Source organism: Streptomyces albidoflavus (assembly GCF_000719955.1).
Classification (GTDB): domain Bacteria; phylum Actinomycetota; class Actinomycetes; order Streptomycetales; family Streptomycetaceae; genus Streptomyces; species Streptomyces albidoflavus.
Window position 1 is genome coordinate 263,403 of the sequence record NZ_JOII01000004.1, and the last position, 18,890, is coordinate 282,292.

Consider the following 18,890-nt stretch of genomic DNA (forward strand, 5'->3'; position numbering starts at 1 on the left):
CGCCCAGCCGTCCCCGTCCCCGACCGCCGCCCCGGCGGTCCGCCCCCGAGGAGCCGCGCGATGAGCCAGCTCATCACCGCAGACCTGGTCGACGTCGACCTCTTTGCCGACACGAAGGAGGCCGCCGCCCGCTCGCTCGCCGAACGGATGGCCGCCGCCGGGCGCGTCACCGACCTCGAAGCCTTCCTCGCCGATGTCGCGGCGCGGGAGGCGCAGATGCCGACCGGCCTGGACGGCGGCATCGGCATCCCGCACTGCCGCAGCGCCCATGTCACCGAGCCCACCCTGGCGTTCGGCCGCAGCGCGGACGGCATCGACTTCGGCGCGCCGGACGGACCGGCCGACCTGATCTTCCTGATAGCCGCCCCGGCCGGGGCCGACGACGACCACCTGACCATCCTCTCGGCGCTCGCCCGCCGCCTCGCGGACAGTACGTTCACCGAGGCGCTGCGCGCCGAGCGGGACCCGGCCCGGGCCGCCGCCCTGATCCGGGGCGAGACCCCGCCCGAGGCAGGTGCCGACGCCGACGCCGAGGAGCCCGGGGAGCAGCCGGCCACCGCACCCGCCGGCTCCGGCCCCGCCCCCTTCCGCATCGTGGCCGTCACCTCCTGCCCCACCGGCATCGCCCACACCTACATGGCGGCCGAGGCCCTGCAGCGCGCGGGCGAGGAGGAGGGCGTCGACCTGCGGGTCGAGACGCAGGGTTCGGCCGGTTTCCGCCGGATCGACCCGGCTGTCGTGGCCGCTGCCGACGCGGTGATCCTCGCCCACGACGTGGAGGTCCGCGAGAAGGCCCGGTTCGCCGGGAAGCCGGTCGTCGACGTGGGCGTGAAGGCCGCCATCAACCGGCCGGTCGCCCTCATCGCGGAGGCCCGCGAGAAGGCCGCGCAGGCCGGCGCGGGCGCGACCGCCGAGGCGGCGCCGAAGGCTCCGGACACGGCCGGGCGGGCGCCGATGGACGAGGGCGCGGAGGGTGACGGCTTCGGCACCCGGCTGCGTACCTGGCTGATGACCGGCGTCAGTTACATGGTGCCGTTCGTCGCGGCGGGCGGCCTGCTCATCGCGCTCGCCTTCGCCCTCGGCGGCTACAAGATCGGCGACGCGCCCTCGGTCGCCGAGCACTTCGCCTGGGGCGAGGCGGCGAGCTGGGCGGCGCTGATGTTCCAGACCGGGCAGGCCGCCTTCGGCTTCCTGGTGCCCGTCCTCGCCGGGTTCGTCGCTTACGGCATGGCGGACCGGCCCGGTCTCGTTCCCGGCTTCGTCGGCGGCGCGATCGCCGTCACCATCGACGCGGGCTTCCTCGGCGGCCTGGTCGCCGGTCTCCTGGCCGGTGCGGTGGTCGCCGCGATCCAGCGGCTCACCATCCCGCCCGTGCTGCGCGGCATCATGCCGGTGGTGGTGATCCCGCTGGTCTCCTCGGCGGTCGTCGGCTTCCTGATGTTCGTGGTGGTGGGCGGCCCGATCGCCTCGTTCCAGAAGGCGATGACCGACTGGCTCGGCGGGCTGTCCGGCACCAACGCGGTCCTGCTCGGCGTCCTGCTCGGCCTGATGATGTGCTTCGACCTGGGCGGCCCGGTCAACAAGGTCGCGTACGCCTTCGCCGTGGGCGGGCTCGCCACGCCGACCGACGGCAGCCTCAAGGTGATGGCCGCGGTGATGGCGGCGGGCATGGTCCCGCCGCTGGGCATGGCGCTGGCCACCACCGTCCGGGCCCGGCTCTTCGGCAAGGCCGAGCGGGAGAACGGCAAGGCCGCCTGGGTGCTGGGAGCCTCCTTCATCAGCGAGGGCGCCATCCCGTTCGCCGCGGCCGACCCGCTGCGGGTCATCCCCTCGGCGATGGCGGGCGGCGCGGTCACCGGCGCCCTGTCGATGGCCTTCGGCGCGACCCTGCGCGCCCCGCACGGCGGCCTCTTCGTCGTCCCGCTGATCGGCAACGCGCTGCTGTACGTGGTCGCCATCGCCGCCGGCACGGTCGTCACCGCCGCGCTGGTGGTCCTGCTCAAGAGCCGGCGCACGGTGGAGCCGGCCCCGGCCGCCTCGGACACCCCGGCGGGCGAGCCCGTCTCCGCCTGACCAGACCTCAGGTGCGGCCCGGCCCACCCGGGCCGCACCTCTCCCCCTCCCCCCAAGTTCTCCCTCCCAGGAAGGCCCCTCCCATGCCCGAGCGCAACGTCGTCATCGGTTCGAGCTCCGGACTGCACGCCCGCCCCGCCTCCCTCTTCGTCCAGGCCGCCGGGCGCCAGCCGGTGGCGGTCACCGTGGGTCGTCCGGGAGAGCGGGCGGTCGACGCCCGCAGCATGCTCTCCGTGCTGGCGCTCGGCGCCAAGCACGGAGAGACCCTGGTCCTGGCGGCCGAGGGCGAGGGCGCCGACGCCGCCCTCGACGAGCTGGCCGCCCTCGTCGCCGCCGACCACGACGCCACGGAGTCGGCATGACCGGCGCCCCGCTGCGCGGCATAGGCGTCGGCGGCGGCACCGCCTCGGGGCCGGTGGCCCGCATGGCGCCGCCCCCGGCGCTGCCCGCACCCCGCGAGGTGGCGGCCGGTGAGCTGCCCGCCGAGACCGCCGCGGCCCGGGCCGCCCTCACGGCGGTCGCCGAGGACCTCGGACGCCGCGCCGCCGCGGCGGACGGCGAGGCGGCCGACGTGCTGACGGCACTCGGCATGATGGCGGCCGACCCGGCGCTCGCCGACAGCGCCGAGGCCCACGTCCGGCAGGGGCAGGACGCGCCGCACGCGCTGACGGAGGCGTTCGCCGGCTTCGCCGCCACGCTGCGGGCGGCCGGCGGGTACTTCGCCGAACGCGTCCCCGACCTGGAGGACCTGCGGGACCGCGCGGTGGCGCACACGCTGGGGCTGCCGATGCCGGGACTGCCCGACCCGGGCCACCCGTACGTGCTGGTCGGCGCCGACCTGGCCCCCGCCGACACCGCGCTGCTCGACCCCGCGCAGGTTCTCGCGCTGGTCACCGAGGAGGGCGGCCCCACCAGCCACACCGCGATCCTCGCCAAGATCCTCGGCCTGCCGGCCGTCGTCGCCTGCCCGGAGGCCGTCTCCCTCGCCGACGGGACGCCCGTCCTCGTGGACGGCACCGCCGGAACCGTCCTCGCCGACCCCTCCCCCGGGCAGGTGGCGGACGCCGCCGCCCGGGAGGAGCGGCGCAGGCGTGCGGCGGCCGCCTCCAGCGGCCCCGGCCGCACCGCCGACGGCCACCCGGTCCGGCTGATGGTCAATCTGGGGGCGCCGCACGAACTGGCGGCTGCGGCCAGGGCAGACAGCGAGGGTGTGGGCCTGTTCCGCACCGAGTTCCTCTACCTGGACCGCGCGAGCGCCCCGGGCGCCGAGGAGCAGCGCGAGGCGTACCGTCAGGTCTTCGAGGCCTTCGCGGGCCGCCGGGTGGTCGTCCGGACCCTGGACGCGGGCGCGGACAAGCCCCTGCCGTTCGCGACGGCCGCCGACGAGCCCAACCCGGCGCTCGGCGTACGGGGTCTGCGTACCGCCGTCCGCCACCCCGGCCTCCTCGACACGCAGCTCGCGGCGGTGGCCGAGGCGGCGCGCTCGACCGGGGCCGACGTCTGGGTGATGGCCCCGATGGTCTCGGTACCGGCCGAGGCACGGGCCTTCGCCGAGCGGGCCAGGGCGCACGGGCTGCCCACGGTCGGCGCGATGGTCGAGGTCCCGGCGGCGGCGCTGCGCGCCGGGCAACTGGCCGAGGTGTGCGACTTCCTGAGCATCGGCACCAACGACCTCGCCCAGTACGCCTTCGCCGCCGACCGGATGCTCGGCTCGCTGGCGGAGCTGCTGGACCCCTGGCAGCCCGCCCTGCTGGAACTCGTCCGGCAGACCGCAGAGGCCGGGGCCGCCCACGGCCGCCCGGTCGGGGTCTGCGGCGAGGCCGCCGCCGACCCGCTGCTCGCCCTGGTCCTGACCGGCCTCGGCGTGACCAGCCTGTCGGCGGCCCCCGGCTGCCTGCCCGCCGTCCGCGCCGCACTCGCCACCCGGACGCTGCAGGAGTGCCGCACGCTGGCCGGCCTCGCCCTGGCGGCACCGGACGCGGTCGCGGCACGTACGGCGGTCGCGGAGGCGGCGGGCGGGACGGTGTAGCGGCGCACCCCGACAGGGACGGGGCCCGGACGGCGCGATGCGCTGTACGGCCCCGTCTCCGTCGGCGTGCCGATCCGGGCCCGGCTCACCCCGCGAGGGTGGCGTGGAGGGCGTCCAGTCCCTCGCCGTATATGCCGGTGAAGAGGTCGACCGCCTCGGCCCCGGTCACGCCGTCGGGGGTGAAGCGGCCGGACCTCTGCACCTCGGCGGCCTCGGACTCCCCCGGCACGGCGTGCACGCGGAGGGTCGAGACGTACCCGCGGACCGGGAACGGCGCCTGGAGGATCGTGTACGTGTAGTGGCGCTCCCGCTCACTGAAGCCTTCCATCCGCTCGACGATCACCTCTCCGTCGGCGTTGTGCAGCCGACGGGCGCGGCCGCCTTCCAGCGAGGTGGACCGGGGGATGTACGGGAGCCAGTCGGGCAGGGCGTGGAAGCCGCCGACCAGCTGCCAGACCTGCTCGGGGGTGGCCGGGACGATCCGGCTCACGGAGGTGGATGCCATGGGGATCTCCTGATGTGGCTGAGCTGGTGAACGGTCAGGCGGGGAGCGGGGCGGCGGCGCCGACCAGGCCGGAGGCGCGCAGGTCGGCCCAGGAGGCGGCGGGGACCTCCTCGTGGAGCGCGGCCACGTCCTGGGCGATGCGGGAGGGCCGGGTGGCGCCGGGGATGACGGCGGCCGAGGCGGGGTGGGCGAGGGAGAACTGGAGGGCCGCCGCCTTGACGCCGACGCCGTGCCGCTCGGCGGTCTCCCGGATGCGGCGCACCCGCTCGACGATCTCGGGCGAGGCTTCCTGGTACTCGAAGTGGGTACCCCCGGCGAGGACGCCGGAGCTGTACGGGCCGCCGACGACCATGTCCACGCCGCGCTCGGCCGCCGTGGGCAGCAGGCGCTGGAGGGCGCGGTCGTGGTCGAGGAGGGTGTAGCGGCCCGCGAGGAGGAAGCCGTCGGGCCGGGGTTCGTCCAGGTCGAGGGTGAGCTCGATCGGCTCGGCCTTGTTGACGCCGAGCCCCCAGGCCCCGATGACGCCTTCGTCGCGCAGCCTCGACAGCACGCGGAAGGCGCCGGTGCGGGCCGTCTCGAAGTGGTGGAGCCAGTGGTCGCCGTGGAAGTCCTGGGCGACGTCGTGCACCCAGACGATGTCCAGCCGGTCGGTCCCGAGCCGCTTCAGGCTGTCCTCGACGGAGCGGAGGGTGGCGTCGGCCGAGTAGTCGTCGACCATCCTGTTCGGCCTGCCGTGCGCGAACAGGCCGCCCTTCTCGCCGAGTTCACGGGCCGCGGGGTCCTCGACCTCGTCCAGGACGACGCGGCCCATGGTGGAGAGCACGTACGTGTCGCGGGGCTGCCGCGAGAGCAGTTCGCCCAGGCGGAGTTCGGCGAGGCCCGCGCCGTAGAAGGGGGCGGTGTCGTACAGCCCGGCAAGCCCCCCGGTTGTGGGCGAACGGTGCGCGGAAGCCCGCCCGGCGAACACCTGGAGTCCGACGGGGCGCAACCGCCGCGCCCTAGCTTCGGCGCCATGACTTCCCCTTCCCGGAGAAAGATCCTGACCGCGGGCGGGCTCGGCCTGCTGACGGTCCCGCTCGGCGGCCTGGCCGCACCGCAGGCGTACGGCGTGGCGGGCCGCCCGGCCACGCGGGCACCGGCGGTCGCCCTGGACGTGATCAGCGACATCCAGGGCGAGCTGGCCGACCTGGGCCGGGCCCTCGACTCGCTCAAGGGACTCGGCGACGCCGACGCCCTGGTCATCGCGGGCGACCTGGTCGCCCAGGGCACGGTCGCGCAGTACGAGGAGCTGTACGCGAAGATCGCCGGCCACCCGCACCCCGACCGCGTCCTGGCCGCGCTCGGCAACCACGAGCAGTACAACGCCGACCCGTTCAACACCCAGGTGAAGCGCTTCCTGGAGTACACGGGCATGCCCGACGTCTACAGCGAGACCTCGGCGGGCGGTCTGCCGCTCCTCTTCATCGGGACGACGGCGCCCGCCGTCAACGGCACCAGCCCGCCCTTCGTCACCCTCGGCAGGACCCAGCTCTCCTGGCTCGACGCGACGCTGGCGAAGCACGCGGACGCGCCCCACGTGCTGGTCTTCAGCCACCACGTACTGCCCGGGACGGTCTCGGGGACGACCGGGCCGGACGCGGCGCGCTTCTACGACCAGGACTTCGTGGACGAGGACGAACTGCTCACCATCCTCGGCGGCCACGCCAACGTGGTCTTCTTCTCCGGCCACACCCACTGGGACCTGGGCCGGCAGGACTGGGCGGCCCGCAAGATCGTCCAGGGCGGCGATCCCCGGGGCTTCCACGTCTTCAACACCGGCATGATCGAGACGCTCTACGGCCCCGACGGCAAGGGCGGCGAGAAGCCCCTGGACCCCGCCGCCTCCCAGGGTCTGCGCGTCCTGCTCGACGCCGACGGCAGGCTGACCGTCGAGTCCCACGACTTCACCCGGGGGACGATCATCCGCAGCCTGGAGCTCTGACCGGGCCGGGCACCCGGCCACGCCAGCCCGCGCGCATCCCACCGGACAGGCGCACGATGGAAGGAGCGACACGCGACCGCACACGCGCGGGAGGACGCATGGCACACCACCACAAGCCCAACCGGGTCGTCGAGGGCGATTCGGACCGCGACCACGGCCGGGGCATGCCCCGCCGCCCGGACGAGGACAAGCTGGAGCGCCGGACGGTACGCGACCGGGAGGCCGCGGGCCTGCCCGGCGACGCCCCCGAGAGCTCCGAGGCCGCGTACCGCGCGAGCCACGAGGAGGTGGACCGGGAGGCGGAGACGGGCGAGATCCCCACGGGCGACCGCACCCGCGGGTCCCGCGCCCCCTACCCGCCGACCCGTTACGAGGAGTGACCCCGAGGGGGTGCCGCCGCGCCGGTCAGCCCTGGGCCGGCGGCGCCCCGCCGAGGGAGACCACGACGGCCCCGGCCTCGCCGTCGGGCGTCCGGTAGCGCACCGCGTCCCCGGGCCGGCAGCCCATCAGGGCCTTGCCAAGGGGACTGTCGGCCGTGACGAGGGAGGCGTCGTACCCCTGCGTGACCTCGCCGATCGACACGGTCTGCTCGGCGCCGTCGTCGAAGCGCACGGTCACCGTGGAGCCCACACCGACCACGCCGGCGGGCGGCGGCCCCGCGTCGTCGGCCTGGCGCAGCCGCGTGGTGATGTCCTCGATCCGCGCGTCCAGCCGGGCGAGGTCCCCGCTGCGCTGGAGCTGGTCGGCGGCGTCTCCACGGTCGCCCGCGACGATGTCGGGGTCCTGGAGGGTGGCGGCGACCGTCTCACGCTCGGCGCGGACGTCGGCCAGCTCCTGTTCCAGGGCGTGGCGGGCGGCGGCGCTGATCGGCAGAGGGTCGCTGGTCATGCCTGCTCCTAGGGATGGCGGGGACATATCAGACTTTTCGCATGGTAACCGAGAGCGCGCGGCGCCTCACTCCGGCCGCGGCACCATGCGGTGCAGGCCCTTACGGTCGTAGTAACGGGCCATGGCGAAGCCGAAGGCGAGGGCGGCCGCGACACCGATGGCGATCATGATCCAGGCACGGGCCAGGCCCGCGTCCGCCCGGGCATCGAAGTAGAGGATGGACCGGACTCCGGAGGCAAGTTGCCGCATGGGCTCGAAGATGCCGAGGACCCGGTAGAACTCGGGCACGGCCTCCAGCGGCACGGTGGCGCCGGAGGAGGGCAGTGCCAGGGCGATGAAGACGAACATGGCGACGAGCTGGCCGATGCCGCCGAACGCCGCGTTGATCGCCTGCACGCCGAGGCCGACGGCGAGGCTGGCGCAGTAGGAGAAGACGGCCAGCAGCGGGAGGTGGGGCGCGTCCATGCCGAGGATGCCGATGGTGGCCACCATGATCAGCGCGGTGGTCAGCACGGTGAGCCCGGCGGTCATCCCCATCTTCACCACCAGGGTCGAGGTGCGGCTGACCGGGACGGTGGGGCGGCGGCTGTGCCAGGGGCCCAGCTCGCTGTCGGCGTAGCCGAGTCCGGTGTCGACGCCGTTGTGGATGATGTTGCCCGCCAGGAATCCGGCGAGGACCAGCAGCAGCGTGTAGTAGAAGGCGCTGAGCCCCAGACCGCTGCGGGAGCCGATCGGGTGCCCGACCTCGGTGGTGACGGCGACCGGGTCGCGCAGGAGCAGGCGCTGGGCGGGCGTGGCGTCGCCGCCCGCCGACTCGGTGAGCCGCCGGCCGAGCTCCTGGGACGCCTCGGCGGCCGCCCGCTCGGAGATCTGGTCGGCGAGGGCCGAACCGAGGCTGCCCATGCCGGGGTTGGTGAGCACGGTCAGGGTGGGCCGCTTCTCCGCCGTCCCCTCGGCCAGTGCGCGGACCGAGTCGGTGAAGCCCGGCGGGACGACCAGGGCACCGTAGACCTTGCCTGCGGCCAGCTGGTCCTGGGCCTCGGCGCGGGTCAGGCGCCGCCACCGTACGTCGTCCCCCGGCGAGGAGGAGACGATCGCCGAGCTGAACTGCGCCCCGAGGTTCTGCCGCTCGCCGGGGAGCGGCCGGCCGTCGTCCGCGTCGACCAGGGCGACGGGCAGGCGGTGCAGGCTGCCGTCTGGGGTGAGGATGCCGCCCATGTAGAGCAGCGAGAGCAGCAGGGCGACCAGCCCGCTCAGCGCGGCGGGGAAGACCCACAGTTTCCGGCGGCGCAGCAGGGAGCCCGCGCTCGCGCCGCCGGCGGGGGCGGACGGAGGGGACGCGGAAGCCATACGACTCCACCCTTCTGGGGACGCCGGGCAGTGGGGTCGGGTCTCGCGGCGTCAGAGTTCGGCGGCCGCTTCCTCGATGTCCTTCTCGCTGTGTTCCACGACCTCGCCCAGATCCGCGTACCGGTGGTCGAGTTCACCGGCGCGCGGCGCGACCTCCCGCAGCCAATCCGCGGTGGCCCGGGCGAGGGTGACGGCCTTGCGGGGCTCGCCGTCACCGAGGAGTTCCTCGATCTCGTAGGAGAGCCCGGCCAGGGTGTCGGGGCCGGTGTCGGGCACCACGTGGCCCTGGAGGCCGGGCGGGACGGGCGTCTTCGCGCGGCTCTCGCGCAGCGCCTCGATCACGGGGCGGTCCTCGCTGTACCGGTCGAGGAGGCCCATGAGGACGTAGAGCCGGGCGGTGAGCCGCGGCAGGCCGGGGAAGCGGTCCAGCCAGGTCACCAGTTGGCGGTGGCCGCCGAGGCGGTCCATGACCTGCGTCATCAGCGAGGCGTAGGTGTTCGACTGCGACCAGTGGCAGGGCAGCACCCGGGCCACCTGGCCGGCCAGCTCCGCCTCCGGCTGCCCGGAGAGTTCACCGTCGGCGAAGCGGCTCACCAGCGCCTCGTCGATGCCGAAACCGGCGGGCGGCGCGGAACGCTTGGGCATCACGTCGTCGCGCAGCCGCGCCAGTTCGTCACCGATCCTGTCGAGCGGCTTCTCCCGCATGGGGGCCTCCGGGCCGTGTGGCTCATCGTTCCGTGTCGCCGGGTGCGGCCGCCGGGAGGCGGAACCCGCAGGAACACCCTGCCGCCCCGGACGGGACTCGGCGTGCCGGGTGGACCATGCGAGCGAACTTGCTGTTGAAAGTCATTTTCATATAGCCTCCGGGGCGCAGTCCAGCCGACCAGGAGGTCCCGCACCCATGGCAGTCCCGAAGCGGAAGATGTCCCGCAGCAACACCCGCCACCGTCGCGCCCAGTGGAAGGCGACGACGCCCACACTCGTACCGGTCACCGTCGACGGGGTCGTCCACCAGGTGCCGCAGCGGCTGGTGCGGGCCTATCAGCGCGGGCTCCTGCGGCCCGGCGACTGAGACGCGGCGGTCCGGCGGGCGCGCCGCCGGACCGCGCGCAGCCCTGCCTCAGGCCTCAGGCGGTGCGGCGGGCCGCCCACACCTGGCGTTCGGTGCGCACGGCGAGGTCGTCGCGGCGCAGGATGCTCTCGGGGCCGTCGGCGTCGAGCAGCCGGTCGAGGGCGGCCAGGTCCTCGGGCGGCAGGGACTCGGCCACGCTGAGCCGCAGCCGCTCCAGGCCGCTGCGGGCGTAGGCGCCGATCGCCTCGTCCCGGGAGCTGTCGATGCTCACGGTCAGGGTGCGTTCGCCTTCCACGGTGAAGCCCGCGGCGGTCAGCATCGGGCCCCAGTCGGCGCCCCGGTGGGGCATGTGGGTGGCGTGGAAACCGGCGCTCACCTCGTGGCAGCGCTCCTCCAGGCTCGGCGGCTCCCCGGGGCCGGACGCGGGCAGGAAGCGGGGGAAGCCGGACAGCTCGACCACGGCGAGCATCCCGCCGGGGGCCAGCAGGTCGTGGACCTGGCGCAGGGCGCGGTCCGGGTGGGCCATGTGGTGCAGCGAGGCCGAGGCCCACACCAGGTCCGGGGTGCCGAGGCCGGGCCAGTCGGCGGCGTCGAGGTCGGCCTCCACGGTCCGGACGCGGTCCCCGAGGCCGCGCTCCCGGGCCTTCTCGTCGAGGCGCCGCAGATGGGCGGCGGAGGTGTCGACGGCGGTGACCCGCGCCTCGGGGAACTGGCCGAGCAGGGCGAAGGTGCCCGCCCCCGTGCCGCACCCCAGGTCGAGGATGCGGGTGGGCGGCGCCTGGAGGGGGAGCCAGCGGGCGAGGCCGGCGAGGTGGTCGGCGAGGACGTGGGCGTCCAGGTCGAGGATCTGCGCCTGGTCGTCGGCGGCGTGCGCGGGGTGGCCGTGGTGCGCCCCGGCGGCGGCCTGGTGGGAATGCGGGGAAGGTGCGTGGGTCATACGGCCACGCTAGGTCGGCCGCGCCCGGCGGAAGCCGCCCCTCCCGGTTTCGGCAAGAAGGTGGGCGCCGGCCGTGCCGGACGCGCATGAGAGGGAGGCCGAACCGCTCAGGTGAGGGTGGCGTCCGGGTCCTCGCCCTCCGCCCCGCGCGCCGCGCGCTGGTGGCCGCGGCGGGCGTCGCGGTCGAAGATCCCGAGGACGTCGCAGGGGCCGCCTTCGGCGCCCATGGCGTGCGGCAGCATGGTCGGGAACTCGGCGGCCTGGTGGGTCTCGACCCGGAAGCGGCGGTGGCCCAGCATCAGGATCGCCGTGCCGGAGAGGACGACCAGCCATTCTCGCCCCGGGTGGGCGCGCATCCGCGCCGGGTTGTCCGGCGGCGGGCCGGTCACCCGCTGGCGTACGACCGTCACGCCGGGATCGCCCTTGACGGGCCACTGCATGCGCCCGCGTGCGCTGTCGATCACCGGGCTGATGATGACGTCGTCGGAGGCGGTCTCCACCAGCTGGTCGAGGGTGGTGTCGAGGGCGCGGGCCAGCGTGACGAGCTGGTCGAGGGCGAGACGCCGGCGGCCGTTCTCGATCCGGCTGAGCGAGGACTGGCTGAGGTTGGCCCGGCCGGCCAGCTCCTCCAGGGACCAGCCCTGCGCCAGCCGCAGGGCGCGGATCCGTTTGCGTACGAGACCGTCCAGCTCGTCGTTGCCTTGCTCCATGAGCAACACGGTATGCGCTCGGTGCAAACAGGGCCTCGGCAGGGGCGTCTCCGGTCACGACGGCGTCGATACTTCGCCGCTCGATATATGATCGCCGCATGAGCCGACAGAATCCGTCCCTGACGGAACCGCAGTACTTCATCCTCGCCGCCCTCATGGACGGGCCCCTGCACGGCTACGGCATCATCAAGGCCGCCGAGCAGGCCACCGACGGACGGCTGCGGATCGCGGTCGGCACGCTCTACGGCGCGCTGGAGCGGATGGAGCGGTCGGGGCTGGTCGCCGCCGACCACGAGGAGATCGTCGACGGGCGGGCGCGCCGCTACTACCGGCTCACCGAGGACGGCACCGCGGTGCTCCACCGGGAGGCGCTGCGGATGCGGCAGGCGGCGGCCGTCGTCATCGGCCGCCGGCCCGAGGCCGGAGCGGCACCGGCATGAACCGCCTGCTGCTCGCCGCCTACCCCGCCTCCCACCGCGCCCGCCACGGGGACGAGGTGCTGGGCTGCCTCGCCGAGGCGTACCCGGGCCGCTCCTGGCCGCCGCCCCGCGAGGTCGCCGCCCTGCTCGGCGCCGGGGTGCGGGCCCGCGCCCACGCGGTCGCCGAGGACCCGGCGCGGCCCTGGTGGCTGGACGGCGTCCAGCTGGCCGCCCTCGTCCTCGCCGCGCTGGCGCTGGTGCCCTACCTCCAGGACGTGTGGCACTGGGCGCTGCGCATCGACCCCGGTGACCACGCCATCGGCTTCCACTTCGCGGGCTGGTACCCGTGGGCCGACGGACCGACGCGGACCCGCCTCCTGCCCTACGGGGTGCTTCCGCTGGTCTGCCTGGTCGCCCTGGCGCGCGGCAGGGCGTGGATCGCGCTGCCGGCCTCGGCGGCGATGGTCTACGCCGGTGCCACCTACGGCAGCTCCACGCTCTTCGGCGACGAGGGCAAGGCCGGGCTCGGCTACTACGGACTGGGGGCGCCGCTGACCGCGCACGAGCTGGTGCTGTCGGGGACGCTGTGCGCCGCCTGCGCCGTGCTGGCGGTCTGCCGCCCCGGCCGGCTGCGGCGCCACGCGTACAGCCGGCTGGTCCCCGTCGCCCTCGCCCTGTTCCTCGCCGGCCAGCTGCACGTCACCGCGATCAGTCCGGCTTTCCAGCGCGGCCTGTTCGCCGTGGAGGTGGCCGGGCTGCTCGCCGCGTGGGTGGCGACGGCGGCCACCGGCGACCGCCGGTGGCTCATCCCGGTCGCGGCGTTCGCCTTCGTCCGCCTCCAGGCGATCGTCCTGCGGCCGGGCGGGTTCATGGGCTCGCTGCCGGACCTGGTCGTCCTCCTGCTCCTGATCGCCCCTCTTCCGGCCCTGGCCGTCGCCGCCCAGCGGCGGCAGCGCCGGACGCTCCTCGAACTGCCGTAAGGAAGACGCCGCATGACTCAGCAGAACGCGCCCGCACGGACGCGCCGCCCCTGGATGTCGGCGCCGCGCTGCCTCCTGGCGTTCGTCGCCGTCTACCTCCTCGCCGTCCGGACCCCGTTCGGACAGCGGGCGGAGAACGCCCTGTTCGGCGGCGAGGGCGCCAGACCGGCGTGGATCTACGGCTGGTCGGGCTCCGCCTACGGCTCCTCGGCGATGCCGCCCCTGGAGCACACCGCCCTGCCCACCCTGGCCGTGGGCACGGCACTCGTGGCGGCCGTCGCACTGGTCCGCAGGCGGTGGTGGCTGGGGGGTGCGGCGCTCGGCGTGATCGCGGCGACGGTCGGCGGCAAGGAGATCGCCCGGGCCGTCCTGCCCCGCCCGGACCTGGTGGGCGCCCGCGAATCCCTGCTGGAGACGAGCTTCCCCAGCGGGCACGTGGCCGTCCCGGCCGCGCTGGCCCTCGCCGCCGTCCTCGTCGCCTCCCCGCGCGTACGCCCGTACGTCACGGCGGCAGGCATGCTCTGGCTCACCGTCACCGCCGCCGCCGTCCTGGCCACCTACCACCACCGCCCCAGCGACGTCCTGGGCACCACGCTGCTGGCCTGCGCCTGCCACCTCCTCGCGACCCGCCTGCTGCCCCCGGCCGAGGTACCGGCCGACGCCCGCCCACCACGCCGGCTGCCCGCGGTCGCCCTGACCCTGTCGGCGGCCGGCGCCCTCGTCGCCGGAGCGCGGGCTGACTCGCTCACGGAGTCCCTCGTCTACGCGGCGGCCGCCTTCCTGTGCGCGGTCCTGTTCTGGTTCACCACGACCCAGCCCCTCCCCCGCCGCGCACCGGGCACGGACCACACGTCACCGACGCCCGCACGACACCCGGCACAGACCTGAACCTCCACCCGTTCAGTACGCGCGGCGGCGGGCGGCTGACACCTGTGGTGGCGCCCGCGCGCACTCCCGTGCCCGGAACTGTGGTGTCCCACCACATACGCCGGTGACCAGCGCCTTCCTACGGTGTGGCGACACGGAAACGTCCCCGCCAACTGTCCGGAAGTGGTGCTCATGTCCGCCCCCGCTGCCTCACCCCCGACCCCGTCCAACCTCAAGCGCATCGTCGGCGCGAGCCTGGTCGGCACCACCATCGAGTGGTACGACTTCTTCCTCTACGGGTCGGCCGCCGCGCTCGTCTTCAACAAGGTCTTCTTCCCGGACTCCGACCCGCTCGTCGGCACCCTGCTCTCCTTCCTGACGTACGCCGTCGGCTTCGCGGCACGGCCGCTGGGCGCGCTGGTCTTCGGTCACTACGGGGACCGGCTGGGGCGGAAGAAGCTGCTGGTCATCAGCTTGCTGATGATGGGTGGTGCCACCTTCCTGATCGGTCTGCTGCCCACCCACGCCACCATCGGCACGGCGGCACCCCTGCTGCTGACGGTGCTGCGGCTCGTCCAGGGCTTCGCGCTCGGCGGCGAGTGGGGCGGGGCGGTGCTGCTGGTCTCCGAGCACGGGGACGCCAAGCGGCGCGGCTTCTGGGCCTCCTGGCCGCAGACGGGCGCCCCGGCCGGGCAGTTGCTGGCCACGGCGGTGCTCGCGGTGCTGACGGCGGTCCTCTCCGAGCAGGCGTTCATCAGCTGGGGCTGGCGCATCCCGTTCCTCCTCTCCGGGCTGCTGGTCCTGGTCGGCCTGTGGATCCGGCTCTCGGTCGACGAGTCGCCCGTGTTCAAGGCGGCGCTGGCCAGCGCCGAGGCGCGACGTTCCGAGGGCGCGGCGGAGAAGATGCCGCTGGTCTCGGTGCTGCGGCACCACTGGCGCGACGTGCTGGTGGCGATGGGCGCCCGGATGGCGGAGAACATCAGCTACTACGTGCTGACCGCGTTCATCCTCGTCTACGCGACCACGGCGGTGGACCTCCCCCAGCAGACCGCCCTCAACGCCGTACTCATCGGCTCCGCCGTGCACTTCGTGACCATCCCGATGTGGGGCGCGCTCTCCGACCGGCTCGGCCGGCGCCCCGTGTACATGATCGGCGCGACCGGTGTCGGCCTGTGGATGTTCCCGTTCTTCCAGCTCATCGACACCGGAAGCTTCCCGGCGCTGCTCCTCGCGGTCACCGTCGGCCTGGTCCTCCACGGGGCGATGTACGCGCCTCAGGCGGCCTTCTTCTCCGAGATGTTCGCGACCCGCATGCGGTACTCGGGCGCGTCGATCGGCGCGCAGTTCTCCTCGGTCGCGGCCGGGGCGCCGGCGCCGCTGATCGCCACGGCGCTGCTCGCCGAGTACGACAGCTCGGTGCCGATCTCGCTGTACGTGATCGCCGCCGCCGTGATCACGCTGATCGCGGTCGGGGTGGCGCAGGAGACGCGCCACCGGGACCTGACCGACGTGCCCACCGGGTCCGAGCGGGCCGCGCAGAAGGCCGGGGTGCCCTCTCAGAGTGGGGCTTCCGCCGCCGACCGGGCGGAGGAGGGGTCGTCCAGCGGGTCGGTGCGCTGACCCTGCCTTCTCCGGCGGTCCGGCCGTCGTGCCCCGTCCCCCGCTTCGCGGGAGGCGGGGCGCTCGCGTTGGTGGGGTGCCTGTCGGCCGACTTCGGCCCGGGTCCGTCCGGCGGTGCCGGTCACAGATGGCCTCAAGCGCCGGCCGGGCTGGATTGTGGATGGTGGCCGGGCTCCGGTGGGCCGTGGCGTCAGCCGGTGAGTGCCCCCGCCAGCCGGTGCAGGCGGAGGGCGAGTTGGATCTCCAGGGTGCGGGCGGGGGTCTGCCAGTCGTCGCCGAGGAGGCGGGCCACGCGGTCCAGGCGTTGGGCGACGGTGTTGACGTGGACGTGGAGGGTGTCCTTGGTGCGGGCGGGGCTGGAGCCGGCGGCGTAGTAGGCGTCGAGGGTGCGGACGAGTTCGGTGCCGCGTCTGCGGTCGTAGTCGAGGACCGGGCCGATGGTGCGTTCGACGAAGCCGGTGATGTCGCGGGGGCCGGCCAGGAGCAGGCCGAGGAAGCCGAAGTCCTCGGCGGCGGCGCCCTGTCCGGAACGGCCGAGCAGGCGCAGCGCGTCGAGGCAGCGGCGGGCCTCGGTGTAGGCGGCCGGGGCGGCGTCGGCGGCGGGCAGCGGGCGCAGCGGGGCGGAGGCACCGACGGTGACCGGTTCGTGGACGGCGGCGCCGAGGTGGACGGCGGTGCGCCGGGCCAGTTCGGTGGCGGTGTCGCCGTCGGCCAGCGGGAGCAGCAGGACGGTGCCGCCGTCGCGGGTGGCGGCGAGTCCGTGCCCGGTGGCGGCGAGGTGGGCGGCGGCGGCCCACAGGCGGCGCCGGACGGCGGCCTCCTCGTCGGCGGAGGCGCCCGGGGCGGCGTCGGGCTGGGCGGCGAGGACGACGTACGGGGTGTCGAGGCGGGCGCCGAGCCGGGCGGCGCGTTCGCGCAGCAGGGCCGGGTCGCGGTGGCGGGCGTCGAGCAGGTCGTCCAGGAGTTCCCCGCGCACGCGCTGTTCGGCGTCGCCGGCGAAGCGGCGGGCGAGCAGGAGCAGGGAGGTGACCATGGCGGCGCGTTCGAAGGTGCGCTGGTCGACCGGGTCGAGGGCGGGGTGGCCGCGCAGGACGAGGCCGCCGAGTTGCTGGTCGCCGGCGGCGACGGCGGCTATCCAGCCGTCGCCGTGGCGGACGGCGTGACCGCCGGAGCGCAGGGCCGAGGCGGCGGCCTCGGGCACGGTGTCGATGAACTCGACGCTACCGTCCAGGACTTCGGAGACGGCGGCGGCCACGTCGTGGACCCCGCCGCCGCGCAGGACCAGTTCGGCGAGGCGGTCGTGGACGTCGGAGGCGCGTTCGATGACGGCGCTGCGGTCCTGGATGATCTCGTGGGCGTGTTCGAGTTCGCTGAGCGCGGCGCGGGTCTCGTCGAGGAGGTTGGCCGACTCGATGGCGGCGGCGGCCAGCGCGGCGAAGGAGCCGAGCAGCGCGGTCTGGGCCCGTTCGAAGACGCGGGCGCGCCGGTCGGCGGCGAACAGGACGCCGATGACGTGCGGCCCGAGCATCAGCGGCACGCCGAGGATGGCGACGAGTCCTTCGTCCTGGACACCGGTGTCGATGACGGAGGTGTGCCGGAAGCGGCTGTCGTGGAAGTAGTCCTCGGTGACGTACGGGCGGGCGGTCTGGGCGACGAGGCCGCCGAGCCCCTCGCCCATGCCCAGGCGCAGCTGCTGGAAGCGGGCGGCGACGGAGCCCTCGGTGACCCGCATGAAAGTGTCGCCCCGGGCGGGATCGTTGAGGGTGAGGTAGGCGACGTCCGTGCCGAGCAGGGAGCGGGCCCGCTGCACGATGGCCTGGAGGACGGAGTCCAGGTCGCGCGGCCCGGCGAGGTCGTGGGCGGTCTCGAAGAGGGCCGACAGCTCGGCCTCGCGGCGCCTGCGGTCGGCGAGTTCGGAGCGGACCCGCAGCGCGAGGCGCTTGGCGTGTTCGAGCGCGGCCAGCCCGGCCTCGGAGACGCCGGCCGCGCGGGCGGCGGGGACGGGTTCCTCGTACGCCTCGACGGCGGCGCCCCGGGCGAGCAGTTCGAGGAACGGCGCCTCCGCGCCGGTGGCGGCGAGGGTGTCGGTGGTCGGGTGCGGCCCGTCGTGCGTCATGTCCATCAGGAATACCTGTCGTGCGGGTGCCCCGCCAGCCCCTGGGGCCTCTGAGGCCACGGGGACGCCGGAGAAGCCGGGGTCGGAGACCGACGGCCGGGCGGCGGGCTTCGGCGGTGACCTCCGCGTCCAGCTCGGCCACGGTCGGACCGCCGTACCCGGTCGTGTCGTACGCGTCGTCCGGCTCGGCGAGACGTGCGGTCAGGGGCAGTTCGTGGCCGTGGCTGTGGTGCGCCCGGAACGCCGGTGCCCTCGGGGACAGCTCCCCCCGGAGCAGGCGGCGGCAGAACACCCGGGTGGCGGCTTCCTGTCCTGCCGTGCTCCCCGGCGGAGCGCAGTCGAGGCCCAGCTCGTCGAGGGCTCCGGGCAGCAGCTCCCGTGCGTCGTAGGCGGCCTCGGCCCGGGTGAGGGCGGCCAGGCGGCGGAGCGTGGGGCTGTCGAGCCCGCGGGGGGGGGCGTGGTCCAGCGGGTTTCGCGGAGCCGTGCTCCCCCGCTCAGTGCGCGGTCCAGCCTCCGTCTAGGGTCAGCGAGGAGCCGGTGACGAAGCCGCTCCGGGGGCCGCAGAGGTAGAGGACGGCGGCGGCGACCTCCTCCGGTTCGGCGAGGCGCTTGACGGCGCTGTCGCGCAGCAGGATCTCCTCGAGCACCTCGTCGCGGCTGATGCCGTGCGCCTCGGCCTGGTCGGCGACCTGCCGCTCGACCAGCGGGGTGCGGACGTAGCCGGGGTTGACGCAGTTGGAGGTGACACCGTGCGGGGCGCCTTCCAGGGCGGCCGTCTTGGAGAGGCCCTCCAGCCCGTGCTTGGCGGCGACGTAGGCCGCCTTGTAGGGCGAGGCGCGCAGGCCGTGGACGGAGGAGAGGTTGACGATGCGGCCCCAGCCCTGCGCGTACATGTGGGGCAGGGCGCCGCGGATGAGGCGGAACGGCGCCTCCAGCATCACGGTGAGCACGGTGTGGAAGGCGTCGGGCGGGAACTCGTGGAGCGGGCGGACCAGTTGCATACCGGCGTTGTTGACGAGGATGTCCACCCCGGCGGCGGCCTCCTCGGCGGCGTCGAGGTCGACCAGGTCCAGCGGGCGGGCCTCGACGGTGCCGGGCAGCCCCTGGGCCCGCCCGGTGAGGGCGTCCAGCCCCGCGGTGTCGCGGTCGGTGGCGCGGACCGCCGCACCGGCCTCGGCGAGGGCGAGGGCGCAGGCGCTGCCGATCCCGCCCGCCGCGCCCGTGACCAGGGCGGTCCGCCCGGTCAGGAAGGGTTCGGCGGCGGGGCGGGGCTCAGGGGTACGGGGCGCTGTCATGATCCGACCCTAGGCAGCGGCCCGGGTGCTCCCCATAGGGCCGGCGCC

The 18,890-nt window shown here is 74.9% G+C and carries 19 protein-coding genes; 10 read left to right on the forward strand and 9 right to left on the reverse strand.

Annotated features, from left to right (window positions below; translation table 11 throughout):
* Positions 1 to 60: 60 nt before the first annotated feature.
* The 3 genes from IF45_RS0105990 (at position 61) to ptsP (ending at position 4,102) form a co-directional block, all read left to right on the forward strand.
* Positions 61 to 2,073, forward strand: coding sequence for a PTS fructose transporter subunit IIABC (locus IF45_RS0105990; protein ID WP_030306019.1), 2,013 nt, complete (start codon positions 61 to 63; stop codon positions 2,071 to 2,073).
* 83 nt (positions 2,074 to 2,156) lie between these two features.
* Complete coding sequence (locus IF45_RS0105995; protein ID WP_030306022.1) at positions 2,157 to 2,435, forward strand: HPr family phosphocarrier protein; 279 nt, start codon at positions 2,157 to 2,159, stop codon at positions 2,433 to 2,435.
* Entirely contained in the window at positions 2,432 to 4,102 is a 1,671-nt protein-coding gene (gene ptsP, locus IF45_RS0106000; protein WP_030306024.1) for a phosphoenolpyruvate--protein phosphotransferase, read from the forward strand. The genes IF45_RS0105995 and ptsP overlap by 4 nt, the downstream gene beginning before the upstream one ends.
* 85 nt (positions 4,103 to 4,187) lie before the next feature.
* On the opposite strand, the gene IF45_RS0106005 is transcribed toward ptsP, so the two are convergent.
* Positions 4,188 to 4,607 carry an SRPBCC family protein gene (locus IF45_RS0106005; protein WP_030306027.1) on the reverse strand — a complete coding sequence of 140 codons (420 nt, stop codon included), beginning with the start codon at positions 4,605 to 4,607 and terminating at the stop codon, positions 4,188 to 4,190.
* A gap of 34 nt (positions 4,608 to 4,641) precedes the next feature.
* Positions 4,642 to 5,574 carry an aldo/keto reductase gene (locus IF45_RS0106010; RefSeq protein ID WP_242534231.1) on the reverse strand — a complete coding sequence of 311 codons (933 nt, stop codon included), beginning with the start codon at positions 5,572 to 5,574 and terminating at the stop codon, positions 4,642 to 4,644.
* Positions 5,575 to 5,619: 45 nt separating this feature from the next.
* On the opposite strand from IF45_RS0106010, the gene IF45_RS0106015 reads away from it, so the two are divergent.
* Both IF45_RS0106015 and IF45_RS0106020 read left to right on the forward strand, forming a co-directional pair.
* Entirely contained in the window at positions 5,620 to 6,588 is a 969-nt protein-coding gene (locus IF45_RS0106015) for a DUF4073 domain-containing protein (RefSeq protein WP_030306031.1), read from the forward strand.
* A gap of 98 nt (positions 6,589 to 6,686) precedes the next feature.
* Complete coding sequence (locus IF45_RS0106020; RefSeq protein WP_008416176.1) at positions 6,687 to 6,968, forward strand: hypothetical protein; 282 nt, start codon at positions 6,687 to 6,689, stop codon at positions 6,966 to 6,968.
* Positions 6,969 to 6,993: 25 nt separating this feature from the next.
* On the opposite strand, the gene IF45_RS0106025 is transcribed toward IF45_RS0106020, so the two are convergent.
* The 3 genes from IF45_RS0106025 to IF45_RS0106035 form a co-directional block, all read right to left on the reverse strand.
* Positions 6,994 to 7,476 (reverse strand): GreA/GreB family elongation factor, encoded by a 483-nt coding sequence (locus tag IF45_RS0106025; RefSeq protein ID WP_003952304.1) that lies wholly within the window; start codon positions 7,474 to 7,476, stop codon positions 6,994 to 6,996.
* A 66-nt stretch (positions 7,477 to 7,542) separates the two neighbouring features.
* The gene (locus IF45_RS0106030; RefSeq protein ID WP_003952303.1) at positions 7,543 to 8,826 is read right to left on the reverse strand and encodes a YhgE/Pip domain-containing protein; all 1,284 of its coding nucleotides are present in this window, start codon (positions 8,824 to 8,826) and stop codon (positions 7,543 to 7,545) included.
* Positions 8,827 to 8,877: 51 nt separating this feature from the next.
* Positions 8,878 to 9,531: a hypothetical protein gene (locus IF45_RS0106035; RefSeq protein ID WP_008416179.1), complete on the reverse strand. Its 654-nt coding sequence runs from the start codon at positions 9,529 to 9,531 to the stop codon at positions 8,878 to 8,880.
* 196 nt (positions 9,532 to 9,727) lie between these two features.
* Between IF45_RS0106035 and rpmF the strand changes: the two genes are divergently transcribed.
* Positions 9,728 to 9,898 (forward strand): 50S ribosomal protein L32, encoded by a 171-nt coding sequence (gene rpmF, locus IF45_RS0106040; RefSeq protein WP_003952301.1) that lies wholly within the window; start codon positions 9,728 to 9,730, stop codon positions 9,896 to 9,898.
* Between the two features lie 55 nt (positions 9,899 to 9,953).
* Here rpmF and IF45_RS0106045 read toward each other — a convergent pair whose 3' ends face one another.
* Together IF45_RS0106045 and IF45_RS0106050 are read right to left on the reverse strand one after the other, a co-directional pair.
* A complete protein-coding gene (locus IF45_RS0106045; RefSeq protein WP_008416182.1) occupies positions 9,954 to 10,835 on the reverse strand; it encodes a class I SAM-dependent methyltransferase in 882 nt (293 codons plus the stop codon).
* 107 nt (positions 10,836 to 10,942) lie between these two features.
* Positions 10,943 to 11,545: a helix-turn-helix domain-containing protein gene (locus tag IF45_RS0106050; protein WP_003952299.1), complete on the reverse strand. Its 603-nt coding sequence runs from the start codon at positions 11,543 to 11,545 to the stop codon at positions 10,943 to 10,945.
* 98 nt (positions 11,546 to 11,643) lie between these two features.
* Here IF45_RS0106050 and IF45_RS0106055 point away from each other — a divergent pair, with 98 nt between their 5' ends.
* The 4 genes from IF45_RS0106055 (at position 11,644) to IF45_RS0106070 (ending at position 15,431) form a co-directional block, all read left to right on the forward strand.
* Positions 11,644 to 11,985, forward strand: coding sequence for a PadR family transcriptional regulator (locus IF45_RS0106055; RefSeq protein WP_003952298.1), 342 nt, complete (start codon positions 11,644 to 11,646; stop codon positions 11,983 to 11,985).
* The gene (locus IF45_RS0106060) at positions 11,982 to 12,944 is read left to right on the forward strand and encodes a hypothetical protein (RefSeq protein WP_008416187.1); all 963 of its coding nucleotides are present in this window, start codon (positions 11,982 to 11,984) and stop codon (positions 12,942 to 12,944) included. The genes IF45_RS0106055 and IF45_RS0106060 overlap by 4 nt, the downstream gene beginning before the upstream one ends.
* Positions 12,945 to 12,956: 12 nt before the next feature.
* On the forward strand, positions 12,957 to 13,832 hold the full coding sequence (locus tag IF45_RS0106065) for a phosphatase PAP2 family protein (RefSeq protein WP_030306036.1): 876 nt from the start codon (positions 12,957 to 12,959) through the stop codon (positions 13,830 to 13,832).
* Between the two features lie 171 nt (positions 13,833 to 14,003).
* Complete coding sequence (locus tag IF45_RS0106070; RefSeq protein WP_030306039.1) at positions 14,004 to 15,431, forward strand: MFS transporter; 1,428 nt, start codon at positions 14,004 to 14,006, stop codon at positions 15,429 to 15,431.
* A gap of 190 nt (positions 15,432 to 15,621) precedes the next feature.
* Here IF45_RS0106070 and IF45_RS0106075 read toward each other — a convergent pair whose 3' ends face one another.
* Positions 15,622 to 17,553: a helix-turn-helix domain-containing protein gene (locus IF45_RS0106075; RefSeq protein WP_010640307.1), complete on the reverse strand. Its 1,932-nt coding sequence runs from the start codon at positions 17,551 to 17,553 to the stop codon at positions 15,622 to 15,624.
* 488 nt (positions 17,554 to 18,041) lie between these two features.
* Positions 18,042 to 18,842: a 3-hydroxybutyrate dehydrogenase gene (locus tag IF45_RS0106080; protein ID WP_003952293.1), complete on the reverse strand. Its 801-nt coding sequence runs from the start codon at positions 18,840 to 18,842 to the stop codon at positions 18,042 to 18,044.
* Positions 18,843 to 18,890: the final 48 nt, after the last annotated feature.